We start from the raw sequence: 18,085 nt of genomic DNA on the forward strand, positions 1-18,085 counted from the left end.
AAAAATTCCATATTAATAGAATCATATTTACTAGTTATATATAAAAAACGTTTTTAGCTTTATATAGCTCTTGATCGGCGACTCTTTTTAATTCCTCTACTGTGGTTCCGTCCTCTGGATATTTGGAGGTACCTGCACTAAATGCAACTTTGATATATCCGTCCTTCACATTCAAAGGATGATTAGTTAAATATTCATCCAATTTAGTGATTATGGCTTCTACTTTATCCTTTGTTGGTGATCTCAAAATAAACATAAATTCATCACCAGCATACCTATATGCCCCAATATCCTCGTTACATAAAGTTTTCATTCCCTCTGCCAGCCTTGTTAAGTAATAATCACCATTTTCATGTCCATAATTATCATTGATTCCTTTTAAATTGTCGGAATCCAGCATAATTAGTGCGAGGGAGTCTACTTCATCCAAAGCTTTGGAAATATCGTTATGGAATGCTCGGAAATTCCCAAGGCCTGTCATCTCATCTAGTATAGACAATTCATAAATTTTCTTATAAAGTCGTGCAGTTTCAATGGAACTTAGCACTTGGTTACCAATGATTAAAAGTAATTCCTCATGTTCTTTCCTAAATGCAAATTCTTTATGGGACTGTGCAGAAATGACACCTCTCACCTGTTCATCAATGATTAGTGGTACAAAAATGCATGTCTTTGTATCATCATCACCAACTGTTTCATAAACCTGGTCAATATCATTTTCTGACTTAAGATGAATCGTCTTCCCTTCCTTAATTACATTCGATGTAAAACTGTCTCCCCCTAATTCAAGGGTAGAGCCATGATACTCATTACCGTCATCTATTAAAAATGGAAAATAAATAATATTCTTTTCTTCTTCAACCGTGGCAAGAAAAAATGCGTCCGTTGGCATTACTCTTGATACCAGCTCATAAGCCTTTCTAAGAAGGACTTCCTCATTCAACGTTTTAGCACATGTTAGTGCAAAGTCAGCAAGTATTCTTAAATGACCATTTAACCAATTGAGGGATTCGATATTTTTGTGAAGGGTTTCTAACCGATCCTCTAATTCAGTCATACCTTGGATTCCCATTTCTGCAGCCCTATCTCCAATGGTTTCAAGAGCTTGATGGCCTCCTTGGAACTGTTCACAACCGATATCAGTTAATATCTTATTGATATTCCAAATTAAATCTTGGTTAAAGTCTCTCTCTTTCATTAATTCACATCCGAAAAAATTGATAATTATAATAATTATAACATATTAAAATATAACGTTACTTGCTTGATTTGTTTTCTTTAATTATAAAAAGAGAGAGATTTATATCTCCCTCTCGATTAATATGAAACATGGTTCCGGTAGTTTTTGATGGTTTCCGGACATTTATGGTTAAACAGCTTCCTGCTTCGTCTTTTTATAATCTTGCACGAATAGGATTCCTAACTCATGATGCTCATTTTCGTAAAGAGCTCTTTGTACAAATCGAATTTGATCCTGCGAATCCAATACTTCCAATTTACAATGAGCGCGATTCCGACTCAACGCTTCATAAAATTGGGCCTGATTATAAACTATCGTTCCATTTACTTTTGTGACAATTTCTCCGATTTCCAGTCCCATTTTTTCAGCAGGGGAATCTGGAACTAGCCCCAGAATCATTACACCGCGGGACCGTTGAGAGAAATAAAATGGTAGCTTTTCTTCGAACAATCGTTGGAAGAAAGTCACACTTTCCCTACCCAAAAGTCCAATTGCAGCAGCTACGATGGAAATCATAGGATACCATAAGCCTCCTACCGCAATTGCAGTTACTACTGCTCCTAAAGCTAGCACTCTACTTCCATTTAAGGAGATACTCTCCTTAGGTAGCATTCCTTTAACCGTTTGCGAATAACCGATTAAAAAAGGCAGTAGGATCGGTGTTATGGCGCCTTCCCCGGGTAAATCCAGAACCGGCCACCAAGCAAATGGCGCTGGCAATTCTCCACCTGGAATGAAAACAAAGAAGGGAATCATCCATAGTCTACTTGAAACATGGGCTCCAACAGGTAATCCACGCTTCGACGTAATCAATTTAGGAGATGTCGCTTTGTAACCATTTCGTTTGATCAAAGAACCTTCCGCCAACAATAACAACCCCATTAAGAATGGAATCGAAGGATAGATATTCGTTTCAAGGTCTGAAAAGGCTTGCACAAAACCAGGTAACTGTACATCTTTTTCAAATAAGAAGAAAAGAATGAAAAACGTCACTCCAAGAATGTAGCCTGGAGATAATAGTCTCAGCCTCAATGTCAATGTGACAAGCACCGTGAAGACTCCCGCCACCAAAACAGCTGCATATGGAATGCTGATGCCTAGTAACACTGTAACAATCGATATTAAAAGCCCTATTAACCAAGTGGAGGCAAATAGTTGTTTTAATTCGAAATAACCGTTTTGAGCGCGCACATGGAAATCGCTTCGCTCACGTTTTACACGTATATAACCATAAACTAAACATAATACAAAACTATAATAAAATAACGGGTGGAGAAAAAGTTTTCCCATACCTGTCCCAAATTCTATTAACCACTGTTGCAGCAACCTTTTCCACCATCCTTCTGAATATGTAATAGACTAACAATTACTTCTATTCTATCAAAATGGACATTCCATGCCTATCTCAAAAGGAAATTTGTTGTAAGTTGGGAATGACGCTTTTTTCCAACTGATGACCATTAGCTAATTGGTAGAGTCGATCTAAAACAAGAAATATTACCAAATGAAGTGCATTTATTACCGAAATTTTATATATATTACCAAACGCACCCCTGATTTTACCGAATTGAGCTGGTATATTACCAAATCCACTGGATTCATCACACAAAAAAGAACCTGAATCATAGATTCAGGCTCCTCACCATCATTTTGAAGATAAATACCGTATTGCGGCTTTTAACTGAACATCATATTCCTCATCATTGACTCTTGATAGAACTGTATTTTCAAGGGCAGCCGCGGTCTTTTTATCCAATACTCCCGTTGCTTTAAGTCCATTTTGCTTCTGGAAGGCCTTTATGGCAATTTCTGTCTTTAAATCAAAGTATCCGTCTTGGCGGCTCGTTTGATATCCGAGACCGCGTAACATACTTTGAGCATTTTCAATCTGCTCATGTGTCATATCACGTTTGAATGTTTTCTCTACATTCAATGGGTGTGAGGAAAAGATTGCTGGCTGATGGACTTCTATAGTCGGTTTAATCCCTTTTTTATGAATCCAATTTCCGTCAGGAGTAAGCCATTTAAATAGGGTCAATTTAATATTGCTTCCATCGCCCATTGGTACTGCCTGTTGGACAGTTCCTTTACCGAACGTTTTTTCTCCAATCAGTGGATAGCCGCCAGCTTCGGCAAGGGCACCTGCCATGATTTCTGATGCGGAAGCACTTCCTTTATCTATCAAAACCGCAATCGGATAAGGCTTCTTTTCCTTCAGGTTTGTATAAAATTCCTGGCGATCTCCATTCCGTTCTTCAATCAGCAAGTATGGTTTATCACTTGGAATTAATAAGGCGAGCATTTCCTGAACACTATCAAGAAGTCCTCCTGGATTCCCACGAACGTCAATCAATAACCCTGTGATATTTTGTTCCTCTAATTCTTTCAAAGACTTCTTAAAGTCCTTAGAAGTATTTTGCGAGAACGAGGTGATTTCTAAATAACCGATGTTCTTGCCGTTTTCTTCTTTAATAGACTTATGGACGGTCTCAATTGGAATTTCATCACGAACTACTTCTAGTTTAATAGGATCCGAAACTCCTGCTCGTTTAACTTCAATCGTAACCTTCGTCCCTTTTTTACCACGGATTTTCATGCTTGTCTCAAATAAGTCCAGCCCTTCAAGGCTTTCTCCATTCACTTTTAATAGTTGATCCTTAGGCTTCAGCCCCGCCTTTTCAGCTGGAGAATTCTTGTATGGAGAGACAATGATGATTTTTCCATCTTCCATTCCAATCTCTGTTCCAATTCCCTCGAACGAGCTATCAAGAGAATCATTAAATTGCTTTGCCGTCTCCTTATCCATATAAACCGAATAAGGGTCCTTCAATGTTTCCAACATCCCTTGGATGGCACCCTCTTCTAATTCCCCTTCATCCACTTCCTCGACATAGTGCTTGGAAATCAGTTCAAATGCCTTTTCAACCTTAGTCAGCTGTACTCCTTCTTCCTCCTTTTTCTGTACAGGATTTTCTGCAATTTGTTCAGAGAGGAGTTTCGGTCCATATACCGCCCCTCCTACTGCACCTGTCACTAATGACACAGTCACCGCTGCAGGTAATACCCAAGCTTTCTTCATATATATCCCCCTTTAAAGAGGACCAGATTTTATCCTTAATCAAAAATAAGCTGCATTCTTTACTGAGTTGGCCATCTTATATCTACACCGTTAGTAAAAAAGACACCGCACAAATGTGGGATGTCCTGTTCTTTACTATAAACTTATTCAAGGCTTGTACGTTTAGAACAAATAAAAACACAACCTGCTATAAAGGTCAGGTTGTGTTTCAATTACATATTAAAATGGTACATAACGCATAGGATCGATAGCATTAGACTTATTCGCTGTCCATTGTCCTTTATGCAATTCAAAGTGTAAATGCTGTCCGTACGAACGGCCTGTGTTACCCATATAACCAATCAATTGTCCTTTGGCAACTGTAGCCCCTGTACTTACTTGACGTGATTCTAAATGTGCATAAACAGTCGTAAATAATTGTCCGTCAATGGAGTGTGTGACTAAAATACAATTACCATATGAGCTTGAGTAGTAAGATTTCATGACTACTCCATCTGCAGCTGATAAAATAGCTACATTCGAACCACTATTGGCAATATCTACTCCATAGTGGAATTTACCCCATCTAGCTCCGAATGTAGAAGAAATACTTCCACTTGCAGGAGTAGTGAAATTACCCGGCTTAATGGATGGATATGAGCCAGAATGGCCTCCTGATGATCCACCACTTGAACTGTTTTGTCTACGCTTCGCTTCTTCTTCAGCACGTTTTCTAGCAGCTGCAAGCTCTGCTTTTTCAAGCTTGATTGCTCGCTCGATAGCTGCCTGTTGAGAAGCAAGAATCTCTGCTTCCTCTTCAAGACTCATTTTGTCAGCTTCAGCTTCTTTTTCTTTCTCTTTAAGCTGTGCCATCACTTTATCCTTTTGAGCCCTTTGAGCTGTCAACTGAACCTTCATTGCTTCCAGTTCTTTTTTCATCGTTTCAAGGTTTGCTAGCTTTTCTACTACTTGCTTTTGTTTCTCTTCTAAAACCTTTTTATCTTCTTGGTGCTGACGTAAAATTTCTTGGTCAGCATCCATAATTGTAGAAACTGCACTTACTCGGTCAACAAAATCGCTGAAGCTTTTTGCTCCAAGCAATACCTCAAGATAGCTGACGCTTCCACCAGTTAACTGGAATGAACGCGCACGCTCTTTTAAAAGTTCGTTACGCTTTGCAATTCGATCTTGTAATACTTTAATTTCTTCGTTCAATTTTACAATTTCCGCTTTAGTGGCTTCAATTTGCTCACTTTTCTCACGGATTTTTTGATTCGTCTCACCAATAGCTATATCAACACGCTTAATTTCCGCATTCAATCTAGCTTGCTCATCCTGTAAGCGATCAATTTCCTTTTCTGTGCTATGTATATTAGCATTGACTCCTGAACGTTGCTGTTGAATCTGTTTCTTTTTATTTTCCATTTCTTTTAAGGATTCTGCATTTACTCCAGTAGCAGGTAATAACCCCCCTAGTATAAGAACCATCGCAGAACACATAACTAATAACTTCTGTTTCAAATCATTTTCCCCTTTCTTTCTCTTTCCAAGGACATGTGTCTTCCGAGTCAAATTGGGTTTGAATCGGGCAAAAAGCCCGATTCAAAATCTATTACACCTTCAAAAATTTACGTACGGACATTAAACTACCCCAAATCCCAATTAAAGCACCTAAAAGGATTAGGATACCTGAGATTTGGTAAACGAATGGATTAAATTCTAATAACTCTACAAACTTCACAGTAATTTTAGGAGTTAAATACTCGTAGAGATTTAAGTAGGCAGATGCAATTAAAAAGATTGGAATGATTGCTCCAAGTACCCCTAACCACAAACCCTCTAAGAAAAATGGCCAGCGAATAAAGGAGTTTGTCGCACCTACTAATCTCATAATCTCAATTTCTTTTCTTCTTGCAACGATTGTAATTTTAATTGTGTTAGAAATTAGGAACATCGCTGTAAATAGTAAGCCTAGAATTAACACAATCCCTATATTTCTAGAGATATCTACGAATGTGAACAAGCGCTCTACATAGCCTTGTCCATATTTAACATGTTGGATGAAATTATAGGATTCAATTTCCTTCGCAACCTTGATTACATCCTTTGGTGTTTTCGTTTTTATAATATAAACATCACTTAAAGGATTATCCTGCTCAAAGAGTTTGAAAACCTGTCCCTCTTCACCGAGGTCTTCCATAAGATTGGTCAATTCTTCTTCTTTAGGTGAAAACTTCACTTTCTGGACTTGAGGGATACCCTCTATTTCAGCTGCAATCTTCTGAATGTCAGCTTCACTTGCTGCAGGATCGATATGAGCTCGAATCTCAACATCTTTTTCAATATTGGAAGCCATGTTGTTGATATTCATCATCAGCACGAAGAATACCCCTACCAATAGCAAAGTAACCGTTACAGCACTAATAGAAGCAAATGTCATCCAACCATTTCTTCCAAGACTTTTAAAGCTTTCTCTAAAGTGACGACGGATAGTTCTAATATGCATAGCCGTAGTCACCTCTTTGTTCATCACGTGCTATTCGTCCACTTTCAATAGCGATTACACGACGTCGTAAATTATCAACAATTTCTTTATTATGGGTGGCCATTATAATCGTTGTGCCACGGTTATTGATTTCTTCAAAGATGTTCATGATTTCCCAAGATGTTTCTGGGTCCAAGTTACCTGTTGGTTCATCCGCAATAACAAGCATCGGATTATTCACAATCGAGCGCGCAATAGAGACACGTTGTTGCTCCCCACCTGAAAGCTCTGTTGGTAGCATTCTTGCTTTATGCTTCAAGCCAACCAAATCTAGTACTTCCATAACTCGTTTCTTGATTGCAGGAGATTCTTCCTCAATAACTTCCATAGCAAAAGCAACATTTTCATAGACTGTCAATGTTGGTAGAAGTTTAAAATCTTGGAATACGACTCCCAAATTACGTCGGAACAATGGAACCTTTGAATTCCTGATTTTGGATAGGTTCACTCCATTTACTAAGATATCGCCACGTGTCGGTTTTTCCTCACGGTACATCATTTTAATAAACGTGGACTTACCTGCTCCACTCGGCCCAACTACATATACAAACTCACCCTGCTTGATCTTTACGTTAATGCCGTTTACAGCAATAACGCCATTCGGGTAAGTTTTAAAGACATCGATCATTTCAATCATATTAAAACCACCTGTAAGCTTTTAAACCTCCATGTAAAAAAGCAAATTTTGTTGTTTGAAAGTCTGTTTTCCAGCAGACTTCCTCTCTTGGATGTTCTTTTCTACGACAAAATCTACCAAAAACAAACAATTATTTCTATCAATTTAGTATACATTGCCATTATAACATCAATTTTTGTCAAAATAAGAATAAAAATATTACAGTTTCATTGCAAGGAGTATTGAATATTCTAACAATTCTATTAAAACAATAGGGAATTATTACTATTTTACGAGGGGAGGATTGAAGTAATCGTGTGTAGGAAAAACAAAAACGCCTTGGATTTATCAAGACGTTTTCCGTTTAACTTATTTTTTTGCTGCTAACCATGATGCTACTTGGGAAGCTTCTGCACCTTCTAGAAGTCCAGGTGGCATAGCTCCTCTACCATTAGCAATGATTTTTTCAATGTCAGCTTGTGAAAGTTCAGCACCAACTTTGTTTAGCGCTGGTCCAACTCCGCCTTCAAGGTTTTGTCCGTGACAGCTTGAACATTTGTTGTTGAACAACTTTGCTTCATCACCAGCATCAGCTGTAGTCGTTTCAGTGCCATTACCAGTCTCTTTCGGTTCATCAGCTTCGTCATTGCCACCACATGCAGCTAAAACAAGAGATGTACCCATCAATAAAGCCAAGAGCTTTTTCTTCATTTGAAAATCCCCCTAACCATTAATAAAACTTCGTACCTTATTATACCAGTTCTATGCTCGTTTAAAACCTTCCCCGAGTACCTCGGACGCATCCATAACAACCACAAATGCTTGCGTATCAATGCTTTTAACCACTTGTTTCAATTTTGTGAATTCTGTCTGTCCCACAACACATAGAAGTACTGGACGATCATCTTCCGTATAGCCGCCTTTTCCAGAAAGTCGAGTTACACCTCGGTCGATTTCATCAAATATAGCTTGTCTCACTTCTAATTCTTTATTCGTAATAATCATAGCCATTTTAGAACGACCGAATCCTACTTGGACCAGGTCAATCGTTTTGCTTGTCACATAAAGGCCGATTAAGGCATACAACCCACGCTCAATATCAAATACAATTGCCGCTGCTAAAACAATCAAGCCGTCTATAGCCGCAACACATGTACCTAATGATAGATTGGTGTACTTATGTATAATTTGTGCGGCAAGATCTGTTCCTCCTGTTGATGCTTTTCCACGAAACACAATCCCAAGACCTAAACCTACCCCAATTCCACCGCAGATAGCCCCTAATAACGCATCCTGTGTCCACGGATCCCATTCTTTAGTAAGGAATACAACAAAGGGTAAAAAGATTGTTCCAGCTAACGTCTTAACTCCAAAAGAAGCTCCCAAGAATATCAATCCTGCAATAAATAATGGAACGTTAAAAGCCCATTGAACGTATGCTGGCTCAAATCCAAACACAGAATCTAATATGGTACTGATCCCGCTTACGCCACCAGAAGCAATTCTGTTAGGCAGTAAGAACACATTAAAGGCAATTGCTACAATCGCCGATCCAATTAAAATATACCCATACTCAATTATCTTCGAAAGTACTGGGTTTAGCTCATCTTTCCGTCTTTTATTCATGTAAATAATCCTCCATGGTGCGATTTCAAACAGAATTGAGTATAGCATCCCCGGAAATACGTGTAAATAACAGCTCATTAGCGTGGTGAAGCAATGAATTTAATTCATAGTGTAAGCATTCAGTATTTTGTGTTAGATTCAAGAAAGGAATACATGAAGGGGTGTAACAATTGTTAATAACAGATGAAGAAATCAAGATTGTGATTGGAGCAGGAGAATACAACAATAATCCAGGTTGGCTTCATACACAAGAAAATGAAATTAATTTATTAGAAGAAACTACTTGGCATGCTAGGTTTGAAGGAAATTCTATAAGGGCAATTTTAGCAGAACACGTATGGGAGCATCTTACCTTTGAAGAAGGCGTAAAAGCTGCTAAAGTCTGCTATAAGTTTTTAAAAACTTCTGGCTACATTCGCTGTGCTGTACCTGATGCATTTTTCCCTGATGAATCTTATCAAAACATCGTGAAAATAGGAGGACCAGGTCCAATAGAACACCCTGCCGCAAGCCATAAAATAGTACATAATTATAAGACGCTTTGTGAAATGTTTGAAATGGCTGGATTTGAAGTTCAATTACTTGAATACTGTGATGAAACTGGTGCATTTCACTCCAATGAATGGGATGGAAACGATGGTGTGATTTTTCGATCAAAAAAATATGACCCAAGAAACCAAGGTGAAAAACTTCAATTCCCTTCCTTAATAGTAGATGCGATTAAAAAGTAAAAACAACGCTTGGGATTCCAAGCGTTGTTTTGTTATGACAATTTCGAACGAAGATACGCATCAATGAACATATTGATGTCGCCATCCATCACGGCCTGCACGTTCCCACTTTCCGTATTGGTACGGTGGTCTTTAACCATGGAGTATGGATGGAAAACGTATGAGCGAATTTGGCTTCCCCAGCCAATTTCCTTTTGCTCTCCACGGATTTCATCAAGTTCGGATTGTTGTTCTTCGATTTTTCGTTGGTATAGCTTCGCTTTTAACATTTTCATCGCGCGATCGCGGTTTTTAATCTGTGAACGTTCTGTTTGACATGTTACAACCACACCAGTCGGGATATGTGTGATACGAACGGCTGAATCAGTCGTATTAATATGCTGTCCACCGGCACCGCTCGCACGGTACGTATCTACCTTAAGATCTTCCGTACGAATATCGATTTCGATTTCGTTGTTGAATTCTGGCATAACTTCACAGCTAACGAAGGAAGTATGACGACGACCAGATGAATCGAATGGAGAAATACGTACCAATCGATGTACGCCTTTTTCAGCCTTCAAGTATCCATATGCATTGTGACCTTGGATCAACAGGGTAACACTCTTGATCCCTGCTTCATCTCCAGGCAGGTAATCCATCGTTTCCACTTTGAAGCCCTGCTTCTCCGCCCAGCGAGTGTACATACGCAAAAGCATAGAACCCCAGTCCTGTGACTCAGTACCACCCGCTCCTGGATGTAATTCCAGAATCGCATTGTTCTTATCATACGGCTCGCTCAATAACATCTGTAATTCGTATTCGTCTAGTTTCCGAACGAGTTCCTTAATTTCTACTTCTAACTCAGCTTGAAGCTCATCATCGCTTTCTTCCTTCACTAACTCGTATGTTAGCTCTAGGTTTTCTAAAGTCTCAGCCATATCAGTAAACTGATCGACCATAGCCTTCAAAGCATTCGATTCATTGATGACCGTTTGGGCCGCATTCTGATCATTCCAGAAATTCGGGTGTAACATTTCATCTTCTAGCTGTGCAATTCGAGCCTCTTTTTCTTCTAAGTCAAAGAGACCCCCTAAATCCCGCTAATTTCTTAGCTGTCTTTTCGAGCTCATTTCTAATTTCTGCTAATTCCATGCTCTTCACCTCATATGTTCTATATTTAATCAAACGTTTGATTAAATAGATTATTAACAAAGGAAAAGAGGCTAGTCGCCTCTTTTCAAAGTTATTACTAGATTATGCTCTGCCGTGACAGTTCTTGAACTTCTTGCCACTTCCGCACTCACACAATTCGTTACGTCCGGTATCCATCGTTTTGCGGGCAGGTTTCTTCTTAACGGATTCTCCGTCTTCTTTCGGATTGACCGCTTGACCCTTCGCTACCTCTTGACGCTCCAGGTTATTACGGATTTCCGCTTTCATGATATATTTCGCTACTTCATCTTCAATCGTTAAAATCATGTCTTCGAACATCGCAAATCCTTCTTGCTGATATTCACGAAGCGGATCGATTTGGCCGTACGCACGAAGATGAATACCTTGGCGCAGCTGATCCATCATATCTATATGATCCATCCACTTACTATCAACAGCACGAAGTACGATAACCTTCTCGAATTCACGCATTTGTTCAGTAGAAAGCTGTTCTTCCTTCTCGTTGTAGCGCTCTTTCACTTTAGACAAAATAAGCTCAATGATATCGTCTGTATCCTTACCTTTCAACTCATCAACCGTAACATCAGCTTCTTGAAGAAGGTTAGCATTCACATAGTCAATCAAGTGATCAAGGTTCCAGCTGCTTTGATCTTCATGCTGTGGTGTAAATGCAGAGACATGACGCTCAACAGAAGACTCAATCATTTTTTCAATAATATCTTTAAGGTTGTCATTATCTAACACTTCAAAACGTTGCTTATAAATGATTTCACGTTGCTGACGTAATACATCGTCATATTGTAGAAGCTGCTTACGAGCATCATAGTTGTTACCTTCTACACGTTTTTGTGCAGACTCAACAGCTCTTGTGACAATTTTACTTTGGATTGGCTGGGAATCATCCATTCCCAAACGTTCCATCATGGCCTTCATATTGTCAGCACCGAAACGACGCATCAATTCATCTTCCATAGAAAGATAGAATTGAGTCACCCCAGGGTCACCTTGACGTCCTGAACGTCCACGTAGCTGATTATCGATCCGGCGAGATTCATGGCGCTCCGTACCAACGACCGCAAGTCCACCAATCTCCTTGACTCCTTCGCCAAGCTTGATATCCGTACCACGGCCTGCCATGTTCGTAGCGATCGTAACAGCTCCGATTTTACCAGCATCCGCAATGATTTCCGCTTCACGCTCATGGTTTTTCGCATTCAAAACATTATGACGAACGCCACGTTTTGTCAACAATGTTGAAATTAATTCAGAAGTCTCGATTGCTACAGTACCAACCAATACAGGCTGACCTGCTTGATGGCGCTCTGCGATATCCTCAACAACGGCACGGAATTTCCCTTCCATACTTGCATAAATCAAATCAGGACGGTCATCACGTGCTATGTCACGATTTGTTGGAATCACGATAACGTTCATATTATAAATGCTACGGAATTCTTCTTCCTCGGTTTTCGCAGTACCTGTCATACCTGACAATTTTTCATACATACGGAAATAGTTCTGGAAAGTAATCGTCGCAAGTGTCATGCTCTCGTTTTGGATTTCCAAGCCTTCTTTTGCTTCGATCGCTTGGTGTAATCCATCGCTATAACGACGTCCCTTCATTAGACGACCAGTAAATTGGTCAACAATGACAATTTCTCCGTCTTGAACTACATAATCTACATCTAAGTGCATACTAACATGCGCTTTTAAGCCCTGATTAATATGGTGGTTCAAAGCAACATGAGAGATATCGAATAAGTTGTCAATTCTGAAAGCACGTTCTGCCTTGTTAATTCCTTCTTCAGTCAACTGAACGCCCTTCGTCTTCTCGTCATACGTATAATCTGTTTCTTTTGTTAACGTACGGACAAACGCATTGGCTTGGATATAAAGCTGTGTCGACTTTTGAGCCGAACCAGAAATAATCAACGGTGTACGGGCTTCATCGATCAAGATGGAGTCTACCTCGTCTATTACTGCATAATGCAATGGACGCTGAGCCATCTGTTCTTTATAAAGCACCATGTTGTCACGCAAATAATCGAAACCGAACTCATTGTTCGTTCCATAGGTGATATCAGCATTATAAGCTTCTTGTTTTTCTTCCTTTGTAAGGCTATTCAGGTTCAATCCAACCGTCAAGCCAAGGAATTCAAACAGCTTGCCCATTTCTGTAGCATCACGGCTTGCCAAATATTCATTGACTGTGATGACGTGTACGCCTTTTCCAGTCAATGCATTCAAGTAAACAGGCATCGTAGAAGTAAGAGTTTTACCTTCCCCTGTTTTCATCTCAGAAATATTCCCATCATGAAGGGCAATCCCCCCCATTAACTGAACATAGAACGGGTACATGCCTAGGACACGCTTTGCCCCTTCACGGACTACAGCAAATGCTTCTACTAATAAGTGATCTAACTTTTCCCCATCCTGATAACGCTTTTTAAACTCTTCCGTCTTTGCACGCAATGCATCGTCGGATAGTGAACCCATATCAGGGCCTAATTTTTCTATTTCGTCTGCAAGTTTTTGCAGTCTTTTCACTTCTCGTTTATTCGCATCAAATACTTTGTTTAAAATCTTCAGCATTCACAGACGCTCCTCTGTTTTGTGAGTATCTTGTCATTTATCTCTTGCTCACTACATTAACTAAACAATTATCCATTTTTTATTTTACCACTTCATAGATAGGGTGACAACTTGGTGGCACATATGACAAGGTCTATTCATTATGATATAAAAAATTTTCAGAATATTGAAGTTTTATTGTATTTTTTCGGTTTCTGAAATATAATTTAGTAACTATTACCTAGGTAAAATAGCATATATAGTGCTATCAATAGCTTCCAGTTTAGCGGGGTGACTCATGAAACGAATACATATCTCAGAAGCTTCGTCCGGAGATTCCCTTGCCTCTCCCATTTACGGTAAGGTAGGGAAGGTTTTGCTCTCTGAAGGGACAAAGCTCACGGGACCTTATATTTCTTCTTTAGCTAAGAAAGGTATTGAATATATTTATATCCATACAAAAAACACAGATGGCATAGTCGCGCCAAGGATATTGAATTCTCAAATCAGACAAGAAGCCGTCTTAAAAGTATACGATACCATGACCTCGCTCTATAATGAACGAGCATTACTTCGAGCAACCTCTTCACAAGATATCGGGAAAGAATTCGAAAAGGTATTTAAAGAGATTCTAAACCACTTATTCTCCAGTCAAAATCATGTCTTCAACCTTTCCGATTTATTCATCTCAGAAGGATACTTTTTCCACCACTCGGTTAATGTAGCCATTTTGGCAGGTATCGTCGGCATCGCCAGAGGTTATTCAGAAAACCAGCTGTTAGAGCTTGGAGTAGGAGCACTCCTTTTTGATATTGGCATGACGCAAATCTCTTCAAGGATGTGGAATAAAAAAAGCTACATAACAGTAGAAGAAAAAAGTCTAATTCAACAGCATACCATCATTGGATACAACATACTGAAAAGACAACCTAATGTCGCAGAAGGTTCAGCATTTTGTGCCCTCCAGCACCACGAGAGGTTCGATCAAAGTGGATATCCATTAAAGCTTAGAAGTGAACAGGTCCACGATTTCGCTAAAATCGTGGGAATAGCAGATGTATACGATGCTCTGACAACAAACCGGAGCCATCGCAGAAGCTATTCTGCATTAGAAGCCGCAGAATACCTTTCAGCAGCTGGTGGCATCTTGTTCGATGTAGACATCATCAAGGACTTTTTAAGATGTATTGCCATTTATCCCGTTGCCACACGCGTCTTACTAAGCAATGGCTTTGAAGCTGTGGTTTCAGAAGTTCATCCTGAGTTAACACTTCGTCCTACAGTCCGTGTCATCAAAAATCCAAAAGGAGAAGAACTCCTTTCTCCATTTGATATCGATTTACGTACAAAATTTACCGTAATGATCGAAAAGACGATGTAATTTGAAGCACTTCCTTTAAAGGAAAGTGCTTTTATTTTTCTCAAAATAATCCAATATACCCTTCCGTTCCCGGTACAAATTCACACCATTTACCTATACACTGTAGAAGGCCCTATTGCATCTACAGATTTTATCTAAGGAAAGGGGCAATGTACCATGACTAGAAGTGAAAGACATAAAAAGAGCAAGTGGAAGAAAATTATTTCTTCTTTAGCCGCTCTATTATTAGTAGGCGTTGGAGTGTATGCTTTTTCCATCTATCAATCCATGAATAGCGCATTAAATGCGATTCATGACCCAATTGGTAGAGAGGAATTAAATAATAAATTATCGAAAAAAGAACCATTCTCAGTATTGTTACTGGGAGTGGACGAACGTAAAGGTGACCGAGGACGTTCTGATACTATGATCGTCATGACCGTCAATCCTGAGAACAAATCCGTAAAAATGGTAAGTATCCCTCGTGATACTAGAACCGAAATCGTAGGTCGTGGAAAAGAGGATAAAATTAACCACGCTTACGCATACGGCGGACCTGAAATGTCGATTGCAACCGTAGAGAAATTTTTAGATATGCCAATCGATTATTATATGCAAATGAATATGAATGGCTTCAAAGACATTGTAGATGCAGTGGGCGGAGTAACAGTTCAAAATGATTTAGACTTCACCTATAACGGAACACATTTTGCAAAAGGTGAAATCAAGTTAGACGGACAAGCCGCTTTGAACTATACAAGAATGCGTAAAAAGGACCCACGTGGAGATTTCGGAAGACAGCAGAGACAACGCCAAATCATCGAGGGAGTCATGAAGGAAGGGGCTAGCCTTTCATCACTAACCAACTACGATGATATTTTCAAAGTCTTAGGAAAAAACGTCAAAACAAATATGACCTTCTCTGAAATGATCGACATCCAGAAAAACTACAAGGATGCCACCCAAACTGTTGAACAGATTGCTGTCAAAGGTTCAGGGACAAAAATCAATGGTGTTTATTATATCTTGGTTTCAGATGCAGAGAGACAGAGAGTTGCTGGTTTGTTGAAAGGATAAAGTTTAAAGGGAAGGCCTTGAGCCTTCCCTTTTTATTTTAGATATTTACGACCGATTGAAAAGTATCGAATAGGATATTTGGATACTTCATCTAATGAATAACAATTCCGGCCGTCATAAATATGTGGAGTCTTCATTCTATTTACATACTCTTGCAAATCAAGTTCTCGGATTTCATCCCACTCTGTCAATATAAATACGATATCTGCTGAATCGATTGTTCCAACAACACTGTTCTTTAAAATAACATCTTCTTGTAGCAACTTTTTGGCGTTATCCATCGCAACCGGGTCGTACACCTTTACATTGGCACCGAATTTAAGGAGCTCAGGAATCATGACAAGGGAAGCAGCATTGCGTATATCATCAGTATTTGGTTTGAATGCCAGACCAAGTACCCCAATCGTTTTTCCTTCTAAATTCCCAAAATCCTTTATTGCTTGATCAAGAAGCACAAGTTGCTGTTTTTGGTTAAGCTCCATCACTGCTTTCAGAATCCCAAAATCATAATCCACCTCTTCTGCGATTTTCTGAAGAGCCTTCGTATCCTTTGGAAAACAAGAGCCTCCATACCCAATACCAGCTTTCAGGAACTGGGTACCGATACGGCTGTCCAATCCCATACCAAGTGCAACTTCCTCGATATCCGCACCAACCCTTGCACAAATATTGGCTATCTCATTGATTAAACTAATCTTCGTTGCCAAAAAGGCATTCGAAGCATATTTAATCATTTCAGCACTTTTTAAATCTGTTTCAAGTATCGGTATCTCAAACGGTTTATTGATTTCCCTCATGATTTTTAAAGCTTCAGGACTATCCGCTCCAATGACAATTCGATCACCATGGAATACATCATGGATGGCTGAACCTTCTCGAAGGAATTCAGGATTGGAGGCCACCTCGGTGTTAGCAGGCAGTTTACTTTTTATGCGGTGATTCGTTCCGACAGGTACCGTACTTTTCGTTACGACAACCACATTGTTGTCGATATGTTTTGCTATCTGATCGACTGCACTTTCAATAAAAGACAAATCGACCGATCCATCTTCCTTTTCAGGGGATTCTACGGCTATGTATACCACTTCCGCTTCAGCCAAGGCTTTAGCATGATTCGTTGAAAAATTTAGTCTACCAGCAACATTATTTTTCACCATCAAGTCGCTTAAGCCTGGCTCATAAATGGTTGAAATTCCACTTCTCAGCTTTTCAATTTTCACTTCATCTATATCCACACAAGTCACATGATGGCCGATTTCCGAAAGACTGACTCCAGTCACGAGTCCAACATATCCTGTACCTATTATTGTAATGTTCATTCCCTTAAATCCTTCCACAGTCTTATGGAACCTTATTGTACATATGTTTTGGGAGAAATGCACACAGGGGCAATATAAAACCCTGCCAGTTAAACCAGCAGGGCGTAATAGTTCATATTAAAATGTCGGTTCAATCAAGCCATAGCGGCCGTCTTTACGTTTATAAACTACGTTCGTTGCGTTCGTCTCAGCATTTGTATAGACGAAGAAGTTATGTCCTAACATGTTCATTTGTAGGATGGCCTCTTCACTATCCATCGGCTTAAGGTCGAAGCGCTTGTTACGAACTACTTCCAAATCTTCTGGATCCTCTAATTCGACAACAGGCTCCTGATTATCCTCTACCACTGGCGCGAATAAATCAGCTGTACTGCCTGAAGTACGGAACTTGCGGTTTACTTTTGTCTTATGCTTACGAATTTGACGCTCCAATTTATCAGTGATTGTATCAATCGCTGCATACATGTCGTCTTTGCGTTCTTCTGCACGGAGTACTAGGTTCGTCATCGGAATCGTCACTTCTACCTTGGATGACTTATCATTGTACACCTTCAAATTGACATGTACACCGGCATCCTGCGTATTTGCGAAATAGCGATCCAACTTTCCAATCTTCTTCTCCACATAATCGCGTAGAGCTGGAGTTACCTCAATGTTTTCACCACGAATGTTGTAATTCATAAGTGAACTCCTCCTTTAAATAAGACTATAATCTATAATTCTACGATACCCTACCGAAATCCTGCTTAAACTTCACTTAATTATGGCAAAATTTCGAACTAAAGAA

At 39.4% G+C, this 18,085-nt stretch carries 15 protein-coding genes; 3 read left to right on the forward strand and 12 right to left on the reverse strand.

The features are described 5' to 3' along the window. Nucleotides 1-34: 34 nt before the first annotated feature. The 8 genes from G3O09_RS01265 to G3O09_RS01300 form a co-directional block, all read right to left on the reverse strand. The gene (locus tag G3O09_RS01265; protein WP_163099254.1) at nt 35-1,198 is read right to left on the reverse strand and encodes a sensor domain-containing diguanylate cyclase; all 1,164 of its coding nucleotides are present in this window, start codon (nt 1,196-1,198) and stop codon (nt 35-37) included. Nucleotides 1,199-1,369: 171 nt separating this feature from the next. Next, the gene (locus G3O09_RS01270; protein ID WP_205439579.1) at nt 1,370-2,566 is read right to left on the reverse strand and encodes a PDZ domain-containing protein; all 1,197 of its coding nucleotides are present in this window, start codon (nt 2,564-2,566) and stop codon (nt 1,370-1,372) included. 319 nt (nt 2,567-2,885) lie between these two features. After that, the gene (locus G3O09_RS01275) at nt 2,886-4,319 is read right to left on the reverse strand and encodes a S41 family peptidase (protein ID WP_163099256.1); all 1,434 of its coding nucleotides are present in this window, start codon (nt 4,317-4,319) and stop codon (nt 2,886-2,888) included. A gap of 219 nt (nt 4,320-4,538) precedes the next feature. Next, the gene (locus G3O09_RS01280) at nt 4,539-5,819 is read right to left on the reverse strand and encodes a murein hydrolase activator EnvC family protein (protein WP_240338293.1); all 1,281 of its coding nucleotides are present in this window, start codon (nt 5,817-5,819) and stop codon (nt 4,539-4,541) included. A 91-nt stretch (nt 5,820-5,910) separates the two neighbouring features. After that, nucleotides 5,911-6,804: a permease-like cell division protein FtsX gene (gene ftsX, locus G3O09_RS01285; protein WP_163099258.1), complete on the reverse strand. Its 894-nt coding sequence runs from the start codon at nt 6,802-6,804 to the stop codon at nt 5,911-5,913. Then, complete coding sequence (gene ftsE / locus G3O09_RS01290; protein WP_163099260.1) at nt 6,794-7,480, reverse strand: cell division ATP-binding protein FtsE; 687 nt, start codon at nt 7,478-7,480, stop codon at nt 6,794-6,796. Before ftsE ends, ftsX begins: the two co-directional genes overlap by 11 nt. A 348-nt stretch (nt 7,481-7,828) precedes the next feature. Beyond that, entirely contained in the window at nt 7,829-8,170 is a 342-nt protein-coding gene (gene cccB / locus G3O09_RS01295; RefSeq protein ID WP_163099262.1) for a cytochrome c551, read from the reverse strand. A 51-nt stretch (nt 8,171-8,221) separates the two neighbouring features. Further along, nucleotides 8,222-9,085: a YitT family protein gene (locus tag G3O09_RS01300; RefSeq protein WP_163099264.1), complete on the reverse strand. Its 864-nt coding sequence runs from the start codon at nt 9,083-9,085 to the stop codon at nt 8,222-8,224. A 170-nt stretch (nt 9,086-9,255) separates the two neighbouring features. Here G3O09_RS01300 and G3O09_RS01305 point away from each other — a divergent pair, with 170 nt between their 5' ends. Then, nucleotides 9,256-9,816, forward strand: a complete 561-nt coding sequence (locus G3O09_RS01305; protein ID WP_163099266.1) for a class I SAM-dependent methyltransferase — start codon at nt 9,256-9,258, stop codon at nt 9,814-9,816. Between the two features lie 32 nt (nt 9,817-9,848). Here G3O09_RS01305 and prfB read toward each other — a convergent pair. Together prfB and secA are read right to left on the reverse strand one after the other, a co-directional pair. Continuing rightward, nucleotides 9,849-10,950 (reverse strand): peptide chain release factor 2 gene (prfB, locus tag G3O09_RS01310; RefSeq protein WP_163099268.1). Its coding sequence is split into 2 segments (ribosomal slippage): nt 9,849-10,877 and nt 10,879-10,950, totalling 1,101 coding nucleotides; the frame shifts between segments, so codons are not numbered across the junction. 102 nt (nt 10,951-11,052) lie between these two features. Next, nucleotides 11,053-13,563, reverse strand: coding sequence for a preprotein translocase subunit SecA (gene secA, locus G3O09_RS01315; RefSeq protein ID WP_163099270.1), 2,511 nt, complete (start codon nt 13,561-13,563; stop codon nt 11,053-11,055). Nucleotides 13,564-13,840: 277 nt separating this feature from the next. Here secA and G3O09_RS01320 point away from each other — a divergent pair, with 277 nt between their 5' ends. Both G3O09_RS01320 and tagU read left to right on the forward strand, forming a co-directional pair. Further along, a complete protein-coding gene (locus G3O09_RS01320; protein WP_163099272.1) occupies nt 13,841-14,923 on the forward strand; it encodes an HD-GYP domain-containing protein in 1,083 nt (360 codons plus the stop codon). Nucleotides 14,924-15,079: 156 nt separating this feature from the next. Continuing rightward, nucleotides 15,080-15,979, forward strand: coding sequence for a polyisoprenyl-teichoic acid--peptidoglycan teichoic acid transferase TagU (gene tagU, locus G3O09_RS01325; protein ID WP_163099274.1), 900 nt, complete (start codon nt 15,080-15,082; stop codon nt 15,977-15,979). Between the two features lie 32 nt (nt 15,980-16,011). Here the strand turns inward: tagU and G3O09_RS01330 are convergent, their stop codons facing one another. After that, a complete protein-coding gene (locus tag G3O09_RS01330; RefSeq protein WP_163099276.1) occupies nt 16,012-17,298 on the reverse strand; it encodes a UDP-glucose dehydrogenase family protein in 1,287 nt (428 codons plus the stop codon). A gap of 117 nt (nt 17,299-17,415) precedes the next feature. After that, nucleotides 17,416-17,979: a ribosome hibernation-promoting factor, HPF/YfiA family gene (gene hpf / locus G3O09_RS01335; protein ID WP_163099278.1), complete on the reverse strand. Its 564-nt coding sequence runs from the start codon at nt 17,977-17,979 to the stop codon at nt 17,416-17,418. Nucleotides 17,980-18,085 lie beyond the last annotated feature (106 nt).

It is taken from the genome of Peribacillus alkalitolerans (genome assembly GCF_010882125.1).
Classification (GTDB): Bacteria; Bacillota; Bacilli; order Bacillales; family DSM-1321; genus Bacillus_BN; species Bacillus_BN alkalitolerans.

Bases quoted from the DNA above. Each gene is read 5' to 3' on its own strand.
- G3O09_RS01265 (WP_163099254.1), bottom strand. From the start codon at position 1,198: ATGAAAGAGAGAGACTTTAACCAAGATTTAATTTGGAATATCAATAAG.
- G3O09_RS01275 (WP_163099256.1), bottom strand. From the start codon at position 4,319: ATGAAGAAAGCTTGGGTATTACCTGCAGCGGTGACTGTGTCATTAGTG.
- ftsX (WP_163099258.1), bottom strand. From the start codon at position 6,804: ATGCATATTAGAACTATCCGTCGTCACTTTAGAGAAAGCTTTAAAAGT.
- ftsE (WP_163099260.1), bottom strand. From the start codon at position 7,480: ATGATTGAAATGATCGATGTCTTTAAAACTTACCCGAATGGCGTTATT.
- cccB (WP_163099262.1), bottom strand. From the start codon at position 8,170: ATGAAGAAAAAGCTCTTGGCTTTATTGATGGGTACATCTCTTGTTTTA.
- G3O09_RS01300 (WP_163099264.1), bottom strand. From the start codon at position 9,085: ATGAATAAAAGACGGAAAGATGAGCTAAACCCAGTACTTTCGAAGATA.
- secA (WP_163099270.1), bottom strand. From the start codon at position 13,563: ATGCTGAAGATTTTAAACAAAGTATTTGATGCGAATAAACGAGAAGTG.
- G3O09_RS01320 (WP_163099272.1), top strand. From the start codon at position 13,841: ATGAAACGAATACATATCTCAGAAGCTTCGTCCGGAGATTCCCTTGCC.
- tagU (WP_163099274.1), top strand. From the start codon at position 15,080: ATGACTAGAAGTGAAAGACATAAAAAGAGCAAGTGGAAGAAAATTATT.
- G3O09_RS01330 (WP_163099276.1), bottom strand. From the start codon at position 17,298: ATGAACATTACAATAATAGGTACAGGATATGTTGGACTCGTGACTGGA.
- hpf (WP_163099278.1), bottom strand. From the start codon at position 17,979: ATGAATTACAACATTCGTGGTGAAAACATTGAGGTAACTCCAGCTCTA.